The organism is Mesorhizobium sp. B2-3-12 (assembly GCF_006442205.1).
GTDB lineage: Bacteria > Pseudomonadota > Alphaproteobacteria > Rhizobiales > Rhizobiaceae > Mesorhizobium.
The window spans coordinates 585,220-601,798 of sequence record NZ_VFVR01000003.1 but is presented as its reverse complement, the minus strand read 5'-3'; the positions used below and the strand labels follow the sequence as shown (position 1 = coordinate 601,798).

Here is a 16,579-nt window from a genome sequence, read left to right as displayed (position 1 = left end):
TGAAACGGTTTTCCCGGGAGAAGCGCGTAGCGCTTCCCCTTGGGAATTGCGTAAAAACAAAGAGTTAGAGCCCGTTCGCGATTCCGTGAAACGCGGAACGGCTCTAGCATCGCGCGGGCTGTTTGCCGGTCCGCGATCTACTGCTCCGCGAAAGCGCGCGCGAAGGAATCGAGCATCGGCCGCGCGAGATACGCGAAGAACGTCCTATCGCCGGTGCTGATGAACGCCTCGACCGGTGTCCCCGGATAAAGCTGCTCGCGCCGCACGCCGGGCGGCAGGTCGGCGGCAATCGTCAGCTTGGCGCGGAAATAGGGTTCGCGCGTGGCCGGGTCGGTGAGCCGATCCGCCGAAATCTGTGTCACGGTGGCTGAAACCTCGGGCGTCAGCCGCGCGTTCAAGGCGGACAATCGCAGTTTCGCCGGTTGGCCGACACGGACCTGGTCGATGTCCTTCGGCCGCAGCTTCGCATCGACGACCAGCCCCGAAGCGGTGGGCAGGATCTCCATGATCTTTTCGCCCGGAGCAATCACGCTGCCTTTGGAATTGTAGGTCGACGACACCACGATGCCCGCCGCCGGCGCCTTGATCATCGTTCGCCGCAGCACCGCGCGCGCCGCCCTGATCTGTTCCTCGACGTCGGCCAGGTTGGAGCGGACGTCGTCCAGTTTCGTCAGCGCTTCCTCGACGCGTTGCGTGGTCAGCCGCTCGGTCTGCTGCTGGGCTTCGACGATCTGGGTGTTGGCCGCGGCGAGATTGGCCTCCAGCGCCCCCGCCTGCCCGACCAGATCGGCCTCGCTGCGCAACAGCTGGGAGTATTCGGTTCGATTGGTGAGGCCCTTATCCAGCAAGCCGGTCTTGATGCCGAGCTCCTTGTTGACGATCTCGGCCTGTTGCTGGACGGCCCTTTGCTGAGCCTGCAATCCCACCACCGACTGCCGATGCATGGCGACCCGTTGCGCCAGGATCGATTGTTCGGAGCGGAACCGGGCAAGCCTGGCATCGAATTCCTTCCGCTGTTCTCCAACCAGGGTCTCGAAATCCTGCTGCAGGGGCGCCGGCGCCGCTTCGGTGATTGGCGCCAGCCCGTTCAACCCGTCGCGTTCCGCCTCCAGCCGCGCCGCACTTGCCCTGAGCGCGATCGACTGTCTCGTCAGCCGGTTGAGGTTGGCCTGCGCGGCTGTCGGATCCAGCACCACCAGATCCTGGTCTGGTTGGACGCGATCGCCTTCATGGACCAGCAGCGCCTGCACGATGCCGCCCTCGGGCTGCTGGATCAGGATGTTTCCGCCCGTCGCCGAGATCGTGCCTTGGGTGATCACCGCTCCCGACAAGGGCGCGCTGACGGCCCAGTAGCCGAAGCCGCCCGCCAGCAGCGCTATGGCGGCATAACCGGTGAACGCCACGCGTCTTATGTTGGTGCGTGGCTGGCTATCCCAGGCGAGGCTCTGTGTGGTCATCGCTACGATCCGAAACCGCCATGCGCGCGGATCGTCGGGACGAACGACCCGGTCACCACCGTGCCCTGCCGCGGGCCCTTGCTGCTGGCCGAGCGCCGCAGCACCTCGCCGCTTGGGCCGAAGGCTTCGATCATGCCGCCACGCAACAGCAACACGCGGTCGCAGGCGGCGGCGATCGAAGGACGATGGGTGACCACGATGACCGTGACGCCCGCCTGCCGCGCCGCCGAAACCACCGCTTCGAGCGCGGCCTCGCCGGCACCGTCGAGATGGGAACTGGGCTCGTCCAGGACCAGCAATCGCGGATTGCCGTAGAAGGCGCGCGCCAGCCCGATCCGCTGGCGTTCGCCGCCCGACAGCGCCCTGGCCGACGGGCCGACCATGGTCTGGTAGCCGTCGCGCTGCGCCAGGATCAGCTCGTGCGCCTGGGCGCGCGCCGCCGCCTCGATGATCGCGGCGTCGTCCGCTTCCGGGTCGAAGCGGGCGACGTTCTGCGCGATCGATCCTGGAAAGAGTTCCACTTCCTGAGCCAGGTAGCCGAAATGCTTTCCGAGCTGGTTTTCGTCCCAGGTCCCGAGGTCGGCGCCGTCGATCCTGATCGAGCCGCCGGTGGGTTGAGCGGCTCCCACGAGCAACCGCGCCAGCGTCGATTTGCCGGCGCCGCTCGGGCCGACGATGGCCAGCGCCTCGCCCGCGCCGATCGCAAAATTCAGCCGCTTGAGGATGGGCTCCGTGCCGGGTTGGGCATTCGGCGCCATGAAGAAGACGTCCTGCACGGAAATCGCCCCCGCCGGGTCGGGCAGGATCAGTTTTCGCGGCTCGGCCGGGCCTGCCGCGAGCGCCTTTTCCAGCCGTGCCCAGGCGCGCCGGGCGTCGGCGATCTGCCGCCAGGCGCCGATCAACTGGTCGAGCGGCTGCAGGGCGCGCGACGAGACCAGCGAAGAGGCGAAGATCATGCCGGCCGTCATCTGCCCCTGGATCACAAGCCATGCGCCGGCGCCGAGGATCGCCAGTTGCAGCACCATGCGCAGCGCCCGCGAGGCGCCGCTGAAGATCGCATTGGCGCTTGAGGAACGATCGTGGAAGGTGAGCGCCGCCGCCACGTGCCGTCCCCAGACCCGCGCGGCGTTCTCCACCATGCCCATGGCGCGCAGCGTGTCCGCATTGCGGGCAAAGGCCTGTTCCGCCTGGCTGGCCAAAGCCGAACGCTCGGTGGACAAGGCGTCGTTCCGGCCGATGGCGAGCTGGTTGGCCACGACCAGGAAAATCAGAAGCACCGCGCCGGCGACCGTCACCCAGAACAGCACCGGATGGATGAGGTAGAGCAAGGCAAGGAAGACAGGGGCGAAGGGCAGGTCGAACAACACCGCCACGCCGCGCGACCTGATGAAGGCGCAGACCGAGGCGAGGTCACGCAGCGGCGACAGGCCGCCGGCATATTTCGCGCCAAGCGAAATGGCGAAGGTGCCGGCACCGAGCTTGCGGTCGACAGTCGCCGCGACGCGCTGGGTATAAACGGCGCGGATCGCGTCCAGCAGCCCGAGGAAAGCGAGCGCGAAGACCGCGATGCCCGAGAGATAGACGAGCGTCTCGATGCTGGAGGACGGCAGCACGCGGTCATAGACCTGCAGCAAATAGAGCGGAACGACCAGAAGCAGGACGTTGATCAGCAGCGAGAAGACGCCGACATCGACGACGGCGCGCAGGAAGACCGGACGCAGGCCGGACGGTCCAGTCATTTCCGCATTCCCTGCCGCTGCATGATTTCGAGACCTTACGAGTGGCCCCCGAATTCGGAACCATTGTGCAGCGTGCTGCTGGCGATGCTATGCGTGGCGGTGCTGGTGGTGTGCAAAGCGCTCGCCGGCGCATTGTCCAGCGTATAGGCGCGGATATAGTCGATCTTCATCTCGGCCGGCGTCGCCAGATGGTCCGGGGGCGCGCCGGCAAAGCCGCCGACCGCGAGATCCGCCAGCATGTACATGGGCTTGTGCATGTCGGACGGCGTCGCCGCTTCCGCGACCTGCACACCGTCATAGGTCCAGACCAGCTTGTCCGGTGTCCAAAGCAGGCCATAGGTGTGGAAGCCCGCGGTATCCATCGTATTCACCGTCGACGTGACCTTGGTGTGCGTCCCCGTTGCATTCGAGTGCGCCGTCATGATCAGCGAGTTCGGGTCCTGCCCGCGCGTTTCCACCACATCGAGTTCCGGCGGCCACGAACCGTCCTCCGGCAGCAGCCAGAAGGCCGGCCAGGCGCCGGTGTTTTCGGGCAGGTCGGCGCGCATTTCGAAATAGCCGTAGGTCTGCGAGAACGTGTCATGCGTCGTGATGATGCCTGACGTGTATTCGTAGTTGTTGATCAGCGGCTTGATGTCGGCCGGCGCCTGCGCCGCGGTGATGGTGAGCACGGCGTTCCCCACGCTGAACGGATGGACTGAACTCGTCGGCGCGTAATTTGCGTCGATGTACCATTGCAGTTCGCCATTGCTGGTCAAGGTGCTGCCGTTCGGAGCACCCCACGAGAAATTGGTATCCCATGTGCCGCCCTGGGCGTTGTGAAGATTGAGCGCGTTGAAATCGTCGCTGAAGGACAGCTTCATCGTGGACATGTCGATCGGCAATTTGAACTGGCCGGGCTGCAGCTTGTCGATGGTCGTGTCCTTGAACTCGAGGATCTCGCCGGATCCCAAATTCAACAGCACGTTCGAACCCGCCTGGATCATGTTCGAGTGGATGGCGTCGAACGACGTGAACCCGTAGCCATTGAGACGGACGGTGTCGGTGGCGGCGAAATTCGTGATCAGATCGCTGCCATTGCCTTTCGAGATGACGAACGTGTCGTAGCCGCCGCCGCCATCGATCAGCACATCGTTTCCCGCGCCGCCATCGATCGTCTGGTGTCCGGCCTGGGCGGTGATGATGTTGTCCAACGTATTTCCGAAGGCATAGTTGTTCGGGTTCGTGACGATGAGGTTCTCGACATTGTCGGGGAGCTTGTAGCTCATCCATGTACTGATCGTGTCGATGCCCGCGCCAGCGCCTTCTGCCACCTTGTTACCCGCCCCATAGAGGTAATAGATGTCGTCGCCCGTGCCACCATGCATGGTGACGTTGGCGCCGCCTGCTCCGTAGAAGGAGTCGTTCCCGGTGCTGCCGTACAGGTCCGGCCCGGCTCCTGCCGCCGAGTACCAATGGTTGGAAGCGCCGCTATAGGGAAGAGGGACGCCGAGTGCGTTGACGAAGAAGCTCATCGGATAAATCCTCCTCGCGATGCCTGGCCGTCTCGAACCGTTCGCTTACGATGGCCACATCGGATCAATGCTGAGAGGAACGGTTTCGTTCCGGGGAATCATTAGCGTTCCAGCATAACATCGATCTTTCAGAAGACATATACTTATCGTTCGGAAAAAAGCACCGCTTAAGCCAAGCTATTTAGTAAAATGGTGTATAAATTAGAAATTGCAAAGGATCTACTTAGATGAACAATCTACTTAGATGATGGCCATCCTCCTACGAGCCCGTCAGCCTCCCTTCTCGGTGCCTGGCGTACGGCAAGCGCGCCCTCAGACGGCGGCTTCGATCGGCTCGGCAAGCCTGGGATTTGACCGCGCCGCGATCAGGCAGCTGGCCACGATGAGGCCCGCTCCCGCCAGCGTCGTCCAGGTCACCGCCTCGTCGAAGAAGAACCAGCCAAGCGCGATCGCCCAGATGAAGGCCGAATACTCCGTCGGGATCAGATATTGCGCTTCGGCGCGCGCATAGGCCCAGCTCATCAGGAACTGGCCGGCGAGCGACAGCGCCGTCACTCCCGCAAGCGGAAGCCAGAACTCCCTCGGCAGGGAAATGGCGAGCCAGGGCGCCGCAAGACCGAGCATGATTGCCACGCAAAGGTTCTGGAACAGCATGATCTCGATCGGTTTGGCCACCTGCGCCTGCTGCCGGGCGAGGATCAGATTGTAGGCGTAGAATACTGTCGATACCAGCACCGCCGCCGTGCCGAGCAAGGCATCCCTGGCGTGGTTCGCCTGACCGAACTGACCGCCGACGATGATTGCTACACCGGCTATGCCGGCCAGCGAGGCCCAGACCGCCTGACGCTGTATGCGTTCGCCGAGCAGCAGCGCGGCGAGCAGCAAGGCAAACAAAGGTGCGACGAAACTGAGCCCGATCGCCTCCGCCAGCGGCAGCCTGGCGAGCCCCCAGAAGAAGGACAGCAGGACGACGCCGACGACCGCGGCACGTAGCGCATGCAGCTTCAGTACCGAGGGAGCGGGTAATTTGCGTGGCCCCATCGACCAGCCTGTGGCCGCGACCACGGTTGCCAGCATGCTGCGCCACAGCATGGTGTTGTAGACGCCGACCGCCAGGACCAGCACCTTCATCGCCGCGTCCATTCCCGACAGCAGGAAGATGCCGAGCGCGCAGACAAGCACCGGGACCATGGGAGAAACGGCGCCTGCCAGGCTGGATGACTTCACGAGGCCCTCATGTGATGGATCGCAGCCGGATATATCAGGGCGGACCGGCGGGACCAGATGGCAGCCCCGCCGATAAGGCGGTCCAACCATGCCGGATGTGGCATGACCGGGGAGCCGAGCCACTGGGGTCCAAACTTTTTGCCGCACGCGTGTCGATTACGCCGTGGCCGGTTCGTCATATGATTGAACCAACCCCACAAGGAGAAGACCATGCGGTTCATGATGCTGATGATCCCCGGCGGCTACGCTACGGCCGCACCCGATGTCATGCCCAGCGCCGAGGCGGTGGAAGGGATGATGAAATACAATCACGAACTGAAGAAAGCCGGCGTGTTGCTGACGCTCGACGGCCTCCATCCGCCGTCCTCAGGGGCGCGGGTCACCTTCAAGGGTGGCAAGCCTGTGGTCGTCGACGGCCCCTTCGCCGAGGTCAAGGAAGTGCTGGGCGGCTATTGGGTGATCGACGTGCGCTCGCGCGACGAGGCCATCGAATGGGCCCGTCGCTGCCCCGCAGGCGAGAACGACACGATTGAAATCCGCCAGGTCTTCGAAATGAGCGAATTTCCCGAGGACGTCCAGAAGGTGGCGGATCGCCTCGGCAGGATCAAGGATTGATCGCCCATAGAACCATCGAAGCCGTCTGGCGGATCGAGCAGCCGAGGCTCACCGCCAGACTGGCGCGCATCCTCAGGGATGTCGGGCTGGCCGAGGAAATCGCGCAAGACGCTTTCGTGCTGGCGCTGGAGCGCTGGCCTCGCGACGGCATCCCGCGCAACCCGGCCGCCTGGTTGACCGAGGTCGCCAGGAACCGCGCGCTCGACCGGCTGCGCCGCACCACCATGATCGACGGCAAGCATCGCGAACTCGCCATCGACCTCACCGAACTGGAGCGCGAGATGCCCGACTTCGAGGCGGCGCTCGATCGGAATATCGACGACGACCTCTTGCGGCTGATCTTCACCGCTTGCCATCCCGTGCTGCCGGCAGAGCAACGCGCCGCGCTGGTCCTGCGGCTCCTGGGCGGCCTGTCGACGCCCGAGATCGCCCGCGCCTTCCTGGTGCCCGAAGCCACCGCCGCCCAGCGCATCGTGCGCGCCAAGCGGACGCTTCGCGATGCCGGCATCCGGTTCGAGACGCCGCGCGCCGAGGAACTGCGCGACCGCGTCAGTGCGGTGCTGGAGGTGGTCTATCTCATCTTCAACGAGGGCTATGTGGCGACCACAGGGCCGGACTGGCTGCGCCCCGATCTGTGCGCCGAGGCGCTGCGCCTCGGCCGCTCGCTGGCGGCGCTGTTGCCCGATGAGCCCGAGGTGCGGGGACTGGTGGCGCTGATGGAGTTCAACACATCGCGTTTCGCGGCCCGCACCGGCAAGGCGGGCGACCCGATCCTGCTGCTCGACCAGGACCGCGGCCGGTGGGACTGGTCGCTCATCCGCGGCGGCCTCGACGGCCTGAACCGCGCCATGGCGCTGACCTCGGCGCCCGGCCCCTATCTGCTGCAGGCGATGATCGCCGCCTGCCATGCCCGCGCGGTGACCGCCGAAGACACCGACTGGATCGCGATTTCGGCCTACTATCAGGCGCTTGCCTTGGCGGCCCCCTCGCCCATCGTCGAACTCAACCGCGCGGTGGCGGCCGGCATGGCGTTCGGCCCGGCGCAAGGGCTCGCCATCGTCGAGGCGCTGAAGGACGAGCCGCGCCTGAAGGACTCGCATCTCCTGCCCACGGTATGCGGCGATTTCCTGGAGAAGCTCGGCCATCAGGCGCAAGCCCGCGCCGCATTCCGCCAGGCCGCCCAATTGACCGGCAACGACAGGGAGCGCGCGCTGCTGCTCGCCCGCGCGGGCGATTAGGCGACTCCTCCGGCGGCGGGTTCACCCGATCGCCGCGCGACGAATGGCGGCCTTGCGCCTTCGTAGCCCCGGGGCATCGGCGCCCGGCTCCCGAACAGTTCCATCGCGCCATCGACAACACGCGCCGAAACGATGTTGTTGCCGCCGAGGAAGCCCGCGACGAAGCGTGAGGCGGGCGCGCGGTATATGTCGCGCGGGGTGCCAACCTATGCGATCCGACATGGCGTAGGCTTCCTCCTGGTCATGGGTAACATAGACGAAGGTCACGCCGGTTTCCTGATGCAGCCGTTTGAGTTCGCGCCGCATGGTATCGCGCAGCGTGCGGTCGAGCGCCGACAGCGGTTCAGCCGCGAGTACAAGCGCCTTTTTGGCGAGCCGCCGCGACGAGATGCTGAGATGGTGAAAACGATTGTCGAAACCGGCTTCTGACAGGTGGTGGGCGAGCGCATCGGAGCAAAAACGACGTGCGCACTGACGGCCAAGTTGGGCCTATGTCTGGAAATAGTATGACAGTACGGGGCGCCGTGCGCGATGCCATAGGACCAGGGATACGCGTCGTCGGCTTTGAGAGGCGTGTATCGATCCTGTTTCGGGTCGACGGAGATCGGGGGCTGATCTACCCCTCCCATCCGGAGGACGACGCGGACGCCCGATCCGCGCGCGTCGGCTCTAGAGCAATTCCTGGAAAAGTGTATAACGGCTTTCCGTCCGGAATTGCGTAAAAACAAAGGGTTAGAGCGGCTCAGCGATTCCACCAAACGGTGAACCGCTCTAACGAGAAAAGGGCGGCGCAAGCGCCGCCACCATATTCCTTGGGAGGACAATCCGATCCGGTGGATCAGGCCGCCTGGGCTTCCCCGGCGATGGCATCGGCGGCGCGAGCGGCCTTCAGCACCTTTGCCCACCAGGCGACGTCGTTGACCAGCGCGGTGGCGGCCTGGTTCAGATGTTCGAGATCCTCGAGCTTCTTCTCGCCCTGGCGCACGGCGAGGAAGTCGCCCCAGGCGATGTGGACGGCCGACTTGACCGGCGCCATCTGCAGTTCGACCGCGTGGAGACGAAGCTGTTCGACGGCGCGGGCGCCGCCGACGCTGCCATAACCGACGAAGCCGGCCGGCTTCTTGTTCCATTCGTTGGCGGCGTAGTCGATGGCGTTTTTCAGCACGGCCGTCGGGCCGTGATTGTATTCGGCGGCGGTGAAGATGAAGCCGTCGAACTCGGCGACCTTCTTCTGCCAGCGCTGCGCGACTTCGTTCTGCGACGGCGCCCAGGCGGAGGAGGCCACTTCGTCGAAGAAGGGCAGCGGGAAGTCACGCAGGTCGACGACTTCGACATCGATGTCGGCATGCGACTTGGCGATCTTGGCGATCCACTGCGTCGGCACGTCGGCGAAGCGAGCGGCGCGCGTCGAACCGACGACAATGGCGATCTTGGGCTTGGACATAAGGGGCTCTCCTTGCGGGAATTTGGTATCGTTTGGATACCGGCGCTATATGTGATACTGACAATTCGGCGCGCAAGGAGGCACGTTTTTGTTACTGAGGCACCCGCATAACACCGAGGACTGCCGGGCCGTGTCGGAAATCCTGCAGCGTGTCGGCGACAAATGGACCGTGCTCGTGGTCGGCAAGCTTGGCGGCGGACCGCTGCGTTTCAACGAGCTGCGCGCGGCTGTCGGAGGCATCTCGCAGAAGATGCTGACCACCACATTGCGCGGCCTGGAGCGCGACGGTTTCGTCACCCGCAAGGTGTTTCCGACCATCCCGCCGCGCGTCGATTACGAGCTGACCGAGCTCGGCCACGAGTTGCTGGTGCCGGTCGCGGCGCTTGGCGAATGGGCGCGCAAGAACACCCAACGCGTCCAGTCGGCACGCGCCAGATTCGACGAGATGCGTGTCTGAAACCCTTGCGTGGCAAGGGCTGCGGAGTTTCGAGAGCAAGCGGCATTGCCTGACGCGGTCGAATTCCTGACTCGTTGACCAGACCTGCAACCTGGTCTTGCGCCCGTCCGGACGGCGCCCCGCGAGTTTCGCTCCGCTGACAACGGTCGGTATCCCAAAGGCGTGAAAGTCAGGCTCCTGGCGCCCCGTCCTCGCAAGCCGCCGGAGCGCAGTTTGCGCAAGGTGCGGCCGGCTGCTTGCCCCGCACATTGCCTTGCGAGCAGGCTGTGCGTGGACGGTCCTGTTCGACTTCGGCATAGGCGGTTATGCCAAGCAGGCAGACCAGGGCGACCATGGCTGCCATGAGCCCGCCGTTCAGCATGTGTTGACGCATTGTCTCTCCCCCAACGCCGTCAGGATCGGAGATGAAGGCAACCATTGGATGTCGCCACGCGCATCGTCCGCAAGGACGATGTTACAAATGCCAGGGATTGGACGAACCGCCCCGCTCAGCCTTCCGGCGGAACCGCTTTCGGCTTGCCCTCACCGTCGAGCGCGACCATGACGAAATCGGCGTGCGTCACCTTTTCCATCAGGTCGGAGAGATAGCGCTGCGCCCAAGCTTCGACCTTGAGCGTCATCGAGGTGCGGCCGACGCGTTCGACATGGGTGTAGATGCACAGCGTGTCGCCGATCTTCATCGGCTTGGCGAAGGACATCTCCTTGACCGCCGCGGTCACCACCCGGCCCCTGGCGCGCTCGGCGGCACGGATGCCGCAGGCAAGGTCCATCTGCGCCATCACCCAGCCGCCGAAAATGTCGCCGGCCGCGTTGGCGTCGGATGGCATGGCCAGCGTGCGCAGCGTCAGGTCTCCGATCGGCCGTCCATCGGCATAGTGCACCATGCGAGATCCCTCGATATCGACTGCCCTCGCTCCCGTAGCGTCAAGGCGCCCGGAGGTCAACGCGCGACCGGGTGATGTCATGGCGGAAGCAGTCAACGGGGATTGGCGGCTCGGTCAGGGGCAACGAAGGTGTTGATTTCGAAGGCCAGCATATCCGGAATTTCCTCCGCCATGTGATGGCCGCTCGGCAGTCCCTTGCCGGTGAGAGTCGAGCCTGCCCAAGGTTTCCAGATTGCCAGGATATCTCCATACAAGGCTTCGAGATCGTCCTTCAGCGACCACAACACCGCCATCGGACACTGAATCCGGCGACCCGATCGACGATCTTCCGCATCGTGGAGATGGTCGATCGACAGGCCGGCCCGATAATCTTCGATCATGCCATGGACGATTTCGGGATTGCGGATCGCTTCGAGATAGTCCGCATACGCCTCTTTGCCCATCTCCCCCGGCGATCCGCCGTACCATTGTTCGGGGGCAGCGCTTATGGCGCGCTCGGGCTTGTCCGGTTGCGCGAAGAAGAACCAATGCCACCATGCGGCGGCAAATCGGGCGTCGCAGCGCTCCAGTGCTTCGAGGATCGGAACCCCATCCAGGATCATCAGACGGCTGACGGCGGCCGGGTGGTCCATCGCCAGCCTGAAGGCTGTATAGCTGCCGCGATCATGCCCGACCGCCGCGAAACGGTCGAACCCCAAATAACGCATCAGTTCGATGCAATCCTGGGCCTTCGCTCGCTTCGAGGATCCGGAATGATCTGTCGTATCATCGGGAATCGAGGATTGCCCGAACCCGCGCAAGTCGGGGCAGACAACGGTATGATCCTTCACCAGGAGGTCGGCTACCTTGTGCCAGGTGACATGCGTGCGCGGATGCCCGTGCAGCAAGAGGATTGCTGGTCCGCTCCCGCCGACACGAACGCGGAGCGTCGCGCTCGTAAGGCGGACCTTCTCCAGTCGGAAACCGTCGAACATGATGTCGAAATCAACGGTGCCACGGAAGGTTCCCAGGTCCAAGTCTAGGCCAAGGCTGATGGGCTCCTAGAAATAACGGCCAAGGCCAGCTCGGATGCGGTCCAGCACCGTGTCGCCGGACAGGTCGGGCATAAACGTCTTGCCGGTGATCGCCTCATAGGCCCGGGCATAGATGCGCGAAGCCTGTTCGACGATCTCGACCGGTATCTCGGGGATCGGGTCCTTGTAGGGATCGCAGCGCGCCGTCACCCACGAGCGGATGAAATCCTTGTCGAAGCTCTCCGGCCGCGTGCCGTTCTCCAGCGCCTGTGCGTAGCTCGCCGCGATCCAGTAGCGGCTCGAGTCGGGCGTGTGGATTTCGTCGGCGAGAATGATCTTCCCGTCCTTGTTGGTGCCGAATTCATATTTCGTGTCGGCAAGGATCAGGCCGCGCTCGGCGGCGCGCGCCTGGCCGCGGGCGAACAGCTTCAAGGCGTAGTCCGAGACGGTGTCCCATTGCGCCTGGGTGAGCAGCCCCTGCCCGATGATCTCGGCCCTGGACAACGGTTCGTCATGGCCGCCATCGGCCGCCTTGCTGGTCGGCGTGATGACCGGTTCGGCCAGCTTCTCATTGTCACGCATTCCGTCCGGCAGGCGCATTCCATACATCTCCCGCTCGCCCCGCTTGTACCGGGTCAGGATCGAGGTGCTGGTGGTCCCGGCCAGATAGCCGCGCACGACGATCTCGACCGGCAGGATGTCGAGCCTTGTGCCGACCACGACGTTCGGGTCGGGATATTCGAGCACATGGTTCGGACAGATGTCGGCGGTTTCCTCGAACCAGTAGCGCGCGGTCTGGGTGAGGATCTCTCCCTTGAACGGGATCGAGGTCAGGATGATGTCGAAGGCGCTGAGCCGGTCGGTGGCGATGATGATGCGCCTGCCGTCTGCCAGGTCGTAGTTTTCGCGGACCTTGCCTTTGTAGTAGCCCGGCAGTTCGGGAATGAAAGCATCCGACAGGACACGCATGGGTTCTCCTGCCTTGTGCAGAGTGGCCGATGTCACCGCATAGTCCGTCGACCCCATGCATATCAAGCGCGATTGTCGGTATTCCCCGCAACTCGCCTCGACATCGCGGTCGCTTTTTTCACAACGCATGCCGGAAGGCCCGGCGACTTCTCGACACCGCCACGTCTAGGCTGCGCCCTGTTTTCAGGAGCCTCCCATTTCCATCATGCAGACCTATGACTTCATCATCGTCGGCTCCGGCTCGGCCGGGTCGGTCCTGGCCGACAAGCTCTCCGCCTCGGGCCGCTTCTCGGTGCTGGTGCTGGAGGCCGGCGGCAGCGACCGCCGCTTCTACGTCCAGATGCCGCTCGGCTACGGCAAGACCTTCTTCGATCCCCAGGTCAACTGGAACTACAAGGCCGAGCCGGACCCCGGCCTTGGCGGCAATGTCGACCACTGGCCGCGCGGCAGGCTGCTCGGCGGCTCGAGTTCGATCAACGCCATGGTCTGGATCCGAGGCGCGCGGGAGGATTTCGACGATTGGCGCGCCGCCGGCAACCTCGGCTGGGGCTATGACGATCTGCTGCCCGCCTTCAAGGCGATCGAGGACAACGAGGCCGGCGCCGACTCATGGCGCGGCACCGGCGGGCCACTCCACATCAGCGACACCACTGATGCCGTCCACCCGCTGACCAAGCGCTATCTCGCCGCCGGCCAGCAGGCCGGCCTGCCGCTCAATCCCGACTTCAACGGTGCGGCCCAGGAAGGCGTCGGCACCTACCAGATCTCGACCAGGAACGGCCGCCGCATGTCGGCCGCGCGCGCCTTCCTGCGCCCGGCGATGAAGCGCGCCAATGTGCGCGTCGAGACCAACGCGCTGGCCAGCCGCATCCTGTTCGAGGGCAAGCGTGCCGTGGGCATCGAGTACCTTCAGAACGGCCGGACGAAGACCGCGCGCGGCGGCCACGAAGTGATCCTGTCCGCAGGCTCGATCAACTCGCCGCAGCTGCTGCAGCTTTCCGGCGTCGGCCCTTCGGCCCTGCTCAAGGGGCTGGGCATCCCGGTCGTCCACGCCAGCGAGAATGTCGGCGCCAACCTGCAGGACCATGTCGGCATCAACTACACCTTCAAGGGCAAGCTGCCGACGCTCAACCAGATCCTGCGCCCCTGGTGGGGCAAGCTGCTCGTCGGCATGCAGTACATCCTGACGCGCTCCGGGCCGCTGTCGCTGTCGATGAACCATGGCGGCGGCTTCTTCCGCACCGATCCGGCGTTTTCGCGGCCCAACATGCAGCTCTATTTCCAGGCCTTCTCGACCGTCATCCCGAGGAACGGCGAGCGGCCGATCCTGACGCCCGATCCATGGCCGGGTTTCTCCATCGGCCTGTCCAACTGCCGCCCATCGAGCCGGGGCGAGATCATGATCCGCTCCAAGAACCCGCTGGATTATCCGAAAATCGTCGCCAACGCCTACTCGACCAATGCCGATGTCGACGAGATGCTGGCGGCGGTGAAATTCGTGCGCAAGATCGCCTCGATGCCTGCCATGGCCGAGATCATCGCCGAAGAGGTGTTGCCCGGTCCGTCGATCCAGTCCGACGCCGACCTGATCACCGATTTCAGGAAGCGCTCCGGCACCGTCTACCACCCGGTGTCGACCTGCCGCATGGGGCCCGACCCCTCGCGTTCGGTCGTCGATCCGCGCCTGAAAGTACACGGCCTTGAAGGGCTGCGCGTCATCGACGCCTCGATCTTTCCCGACAACATCACCGGCAATACCAACGCCGCCTCGGTCATGACCGGGTGGAAGGGCGCCGAACTGGTTCTGGAGGACCACACATGAAGATCACCGACGTCAAGACCTGGGTTGTCGGCAACCCGCCGCCCGGCATCGGCGGCAAATACTTCATCTTCGTCAAGCTGACCACCGATGGCGGCGTGGTCGGCTATGGCGAGGCCTACAACGCCACCTTCTCGGCCCACATCACGGCCAGGATGATCGAGGACATGGCCGAGCGCTACCTCGTCGGCCGTGATCCGCACGACATCGAGAACTTCTTCCGCCGCGCCTATTCCTCCGGCTTCACCCAGCGTCCCGACGTCTCCGGCATGGGCTGCTTCTCAGCACTCGAAATGGCCTGCTGGGACATCATCGGCAAGGAGGCCAACAAGCCGGTCTACAAGCTGCTCGGCGGCCAGGTGCACGAGACGCTGCGCTCCTACACCTATCTCTATCCGCACACCGGCAGCGTCCATTCCGAGGACGCGCCGGACGGCAGGAACGTCTACAACGACCCCGAGATGGCTGCGGCCTGCGCGCTCGAATATGTCGAGCAGGGTTTCAATGCCGTCAAGCTCGACCCGGCTGGTCCCTACACCGCCTTCGACGGCCACCAGCCACGCCTCGTCGACATCGATGTCTCGACCCGCATGATCAAGGCCATCCGCGAGGCGGTCGGCACCCGCGCCGACATATTGTTCGGCACGCACGGCCAGTTCACCGCATCGGGCGCGCTGCGCATGGCGCGCGCCATCGAGCCCTATGATCCCCTCTGGTTCGAGGAGCCGGTGCCGCCCGATATGCCCGAAGTGATGGCGCAGGTGGCGCGTGCGACTTCCATCCCGATCGCCACCGGCGAGCGGCTGACGACGAAGTTCGAATTCGCCCGCGTCATCGAGAACCGCGCCGCGACCATCCTGCAGCCGGACCTCGGCCGCTCCGGCGGCATTCTCGAAACCAAGAAGATCGCCGCCATGGCCGAGGCCTACCACATCCAGATCGCGCCGCATTGCTATTGCGGGCCGATCGTCGGCGCGGCCAACATCCAGCTGGCGGTGACCTTGCCCAACTTCCTGATCCTGGAATCGCTTAAGCAGTGGGACGGTTTCCACGCCACGCTGCTGAAGAAGAAAATCGAATGGCAGGACGGCAATGTCATTCCCTCGAAGGAGCCCGGCCTCGGCGTCGAACTCAACGAGGCGGTCTGCGACGCGCATCCCTACACTGGCAAGGACCTGCATCTGCAGATGATGCAGACGCCGCTGATGCCGTGAGCGAAAGCTACGCCTTCATCGGCCTTGGCCATCTCGGCGGCAACCTTGCCGCCAGCCTGATCCGCAACGGCTTTGCCGTCACCGTTGTCGACCGCGACCCCGCCGCCGTCGAGCGCCTCGTCGCGCTCGGCGCTACGTCAGCGAACACCCCGGCCGAAGCCGCGGCACGGAGCGGCAATGCCATAAGCTGCCTGCCCTCGCCGAAGGTCAGCGAAGCGGTGCTGGCCGGCCCGGGCGGATTGCTGGAAGGCCTGCCAAAAGGTGGCACCTGGATCGAGATGTCGACCAACGGCCGCGACGAGATTTTGCGGCTTGCCGCCCTCGCCTCGGCCAAGGGGATCGAGACATTGGAATGCCCGGTCACCGGCGGCGTCCATCTGGCGGCGGTTGGAAAGATCACCGCGCTGGTCGGCGGCGATGCGGCCCTCTACGAGCGCCACCGCAAGGCCATCGAGGCGATGTGCGCGAAATCGTTCCTGATGGGTCCGGTCGGCTCGGCGGCGGTGATCAAGGTCATCACCAACATGCTGGCCTTCATCCATCTCGTCGCCGCCGGCGAGGCGCTGATGCTGGCCAAGCAAGGCGGGCTCGACCTCGCGCAATCCTACCACGCCATCGTTGCTTCTTCCGGCAACAGCTTCGTTCACGAGACCGAAAGCCAGCTCGTGCTGAACGGCTCCTACGACATCGGCTTCACCATGGACCTGGCGCTAAAGGACCTTGGCTTCGCGCTCGCCATAGCCGAAAAATCCGGCGTGCCGCTCGAGCTTGCATCGCGCGTCAACGCAATGTTCGAGCAAGGCAAGGCAGCCTATGGCGGCGGCGCCTGGTCGACGCAGATCGTCAAATTGCTGGAAGACGCGGTCGGAACAGAGCTACGCGCGCCTGGTTTTCCGGCCAAGCTCGAAGTCTGAGACGGGACAGGATATCAAGCAATTTCATCGCGTTGGATGGCAACGCGAAATCACTCTGCCAACCAATTGAATCAG

16 protein-coding genes are annotated in these 16,579 nt (G+C 64.4%); 7 read left to right on the top strand and 9 right to left on the bottom strand.

Annotation, left to right across the window (positions count from 1 at the left end; translation table 11 throughout):
* Positions 1 to 137: 137 nt before the first annotated feature.
* From FJ948_RS13175 to FJ948_RS13160, 4 genes are all read right to left on the bottom strand, one after another.
* Entirely contained in the window at positions 138 to 1,457 is a 1,320-nt protein-coding gene (locus tag FJ948_RS13175) for an HlyD family type I secretion periplasmic adaptor subunit (protein WP_140704922.1), read from the bottom strand.
* A gap of 2 nt (positions 1,458 to 1,459) precedes the next feature.
* Positions 1,460 to 3,196, bottom strand: a complete 1,737-nt coding sequence (locus tag FJ948_RS13170; RefSeq protein ID WP_140704920.1) for a type I secretion system permease/ATPase — start codon at positions 3,194 to 3,196, stop codon at positions 1,460 to 1,462.
* A gap of 35 nt (positions 3,197 to 3,231) precedes the next feature.
* Complete coding sequence (locus FJ948_RS13165) at positions 3,232 to 4,710, bottom strand: family 16 glycosylhydrolase (RefSeq protein ID WP_140704918.1); 1,479 nt, start codon at positions 4,708 to 4,710, stop codon at positions 3,232 to 3,234.
* A 312-nt stretch (positions 4,711 to 5,022) separates the two neighbouring features.
* A complete protein-coding gene (locus FJ948_RS13160; RefSeq protein WP_140705076.1) occupies positions 5,023 to 5,901 on the bottom strand; it encodes a DMT family transporter in 879 nt (292 codons plus the stop codon).
* A 246-nt stretch (positions 5,902 to 6,147) separates the two neighbouring features.
* On the opposite strand from FJ948_RS13160, the gene FJ948_RS13155 reads away from it, so the two are divergent.
* From FJ948_RS13155 to FJ948_RS30905, 3 genes are all read left to right on the top strand, one after another.
* Positions 6,148 to 6,552, top strand: coding sequence for a YciI family protein (locus FJ948_RS13155; RefSeq protein WP_140704916.1), 405 nt, complete (start codon positions 6,148 to 6,150; stop codon positions 6,550 to 6,552).
* Positions 6,549 to 7,790: an RNA polymerase sigma factor gene (locus tag FJ948_RS13150; protein ID WP_140704914.1), complete on the top strand. Its 1,242-nt coding sequence runs from the start codon at positions 6,549 to 6,551 to the stop codon at positions 7,788 to 7,790. The genes FJ948_RS13155 and FJ948_RS13150 overlap by 4 nt, the downstream gene beginning before the upstream one ends.
* 186 nt (positions 7,791 to 7,976) lie before the next feature.
* On the top strand, positions 7,977 to 8,219 hold the full coding sequence (locus tag FJ948_RS30905; RefSeq protein WP_181173649.1) for a hypothetical protein: 243 nt from the start codon (positions 7,977 to 7,979) through the stop codon (positions 8,217 to 8,219).
* Between the two features lie 409 nt (positions 8,220 to 8,628).
* Here the strand turns inward: FJ948_RS30905 and FJ948_RS13135 are convergent, their stop codons facing one another.
* Complete coding sequence (locus tag FJ948_RS13135) at positions 8,629 to 9,234, bottom strand: NADPH-dependent FMN reductase (protein WP_140704912.1); 606 nt, start codon at positions 9,232 to 9,234, stop codon at positions 8,629 to 8,631.
* Between the two features lie 88 nt (positions 9,235 to 9,322).
* Between FJ948_RS13135 and FJ948_RS13130 the strand changes: the two genes are divergently transcribed.
* Positions 9,323 to 9,691, top strand: a complete 369-nt coding sequence (locus tag FJ948_RS13130; protein WP_140704910.1) for a helix-turn-helix domain-containing protein — start codon at positions 9,323 to 9,325, stop codon at positions 9,689 to 9,691.
* A 169-nt stretch (positions 9,692 to 9,860) separates the two neighbouring features.
* On the opposite strand, the gene FJ948_RS13125 is transcribed toward FJ948_RS13130, so the two are convergent.
* From FJ948_RS13125 to FJ948_RS13110, 4 genes are all read right to left on the bottom strand, one after another.
* Positions 9,861 to 10,064: a hypothetical protein gene (locus FJ948_RS13125; protein WP_140704908.1), complete on the bottom strand. Its 204-nt coding sequence runs from the start codon at positions 10,062 to 10,064 to the stop codon at positions 9,861 to 9,863.
* A 115-nt stretch (positions 10,065 to 10,179) separates the two neighbouring features.
* Positions 10,180 to 10,575: an acyl-CoA thioesterase gene (locus FJ948_RS13120; protein WP_140704906.1), complete on the bottom strand. Its 396-nt coding sequence runs from the start codon at positions 10,573 to 10,575 to the stop codon at positions 10,180 to 10,182.
* 92 nt (positions 10,576 to 10,667) lie between these two features.
* Positions 10,668 to 11,549, bottom strand: a complete 882-nt coding sequence (locus tag FJ948_RS13115; protein ID WP_140705075.1) for an alpha/beta hydrolase — start codon at positions 11,547 to 11,549, stop codon at positions 10,668 to 10,670.
* A gap of 66 nt (positions 11,550 to 11,615) precedes the next feature.
* Positions 11,616 to 12,557, bottom strand: a complete 942-nt coding sequence (locus tag FJ948_RS13110; protein WP_140704904.1) for a phosphoribosylaminoimidazolesuccinocarboxamide synthase — start codon at positions 12,555 to 12,557, stop codon at positions 11,616 to 11,618.
* 205 nt (positions 12,558 to 12,762) lie between these two features.
* Between FJ948_RS13110 and FJ948_RS13105 the strand changes: the two genes are divergently transcribed.
* From FJ948_RS13105 to FJ948_RS13095, 3 genes are read left to right on the top strand one after another with little or no spacing between them, the layout of a single operon-like run.
* Positions 12,763 to 14,379, top strand: coding sequence for a GMC family oxidoreductase N-terminal domain-containing protein (locus tag FJ948_RS13105; RefSeq protein WP_140704902.1), 1,617 nt, complete (start codon positions 12,763 to 12,765; stop codon positions 14,377 to 14,379).
* Positions 14,376 to 15,590, top strand: coding sequence for a mandelate racemase/muconate lactonizing enzyme family protein (locus FJ948_RS13100; RefSeq protein ID WP_140704900.1), 1,215 nt, complete (start codon positions 14,376 to 14,378; stop codon positions 15,588 to 15,590). The genes FJ948_RS13105 and FJ948_RS13100 overlap by 4 nt, the downstream gene beginning before the upstream one ends.
* On the top strand, positions 15,587 to 16,504 hold the full coding sequence (locus FJ948_RS13095; RefSeq protein WP_140704898.1) for an NAD(P)-dependent oxidoreductase: 918 nt from the start codon (positions 15,587 to 15,589) through the stop codon (positions 16,502 to 16,504). Before FJ948_RS13100 ends, FJ948_RS13095 begins: the two co-directional genes overlap by 4 nt.
* Positions 16,505 to 16,579 lie beyond the last annotated feature (75 nt).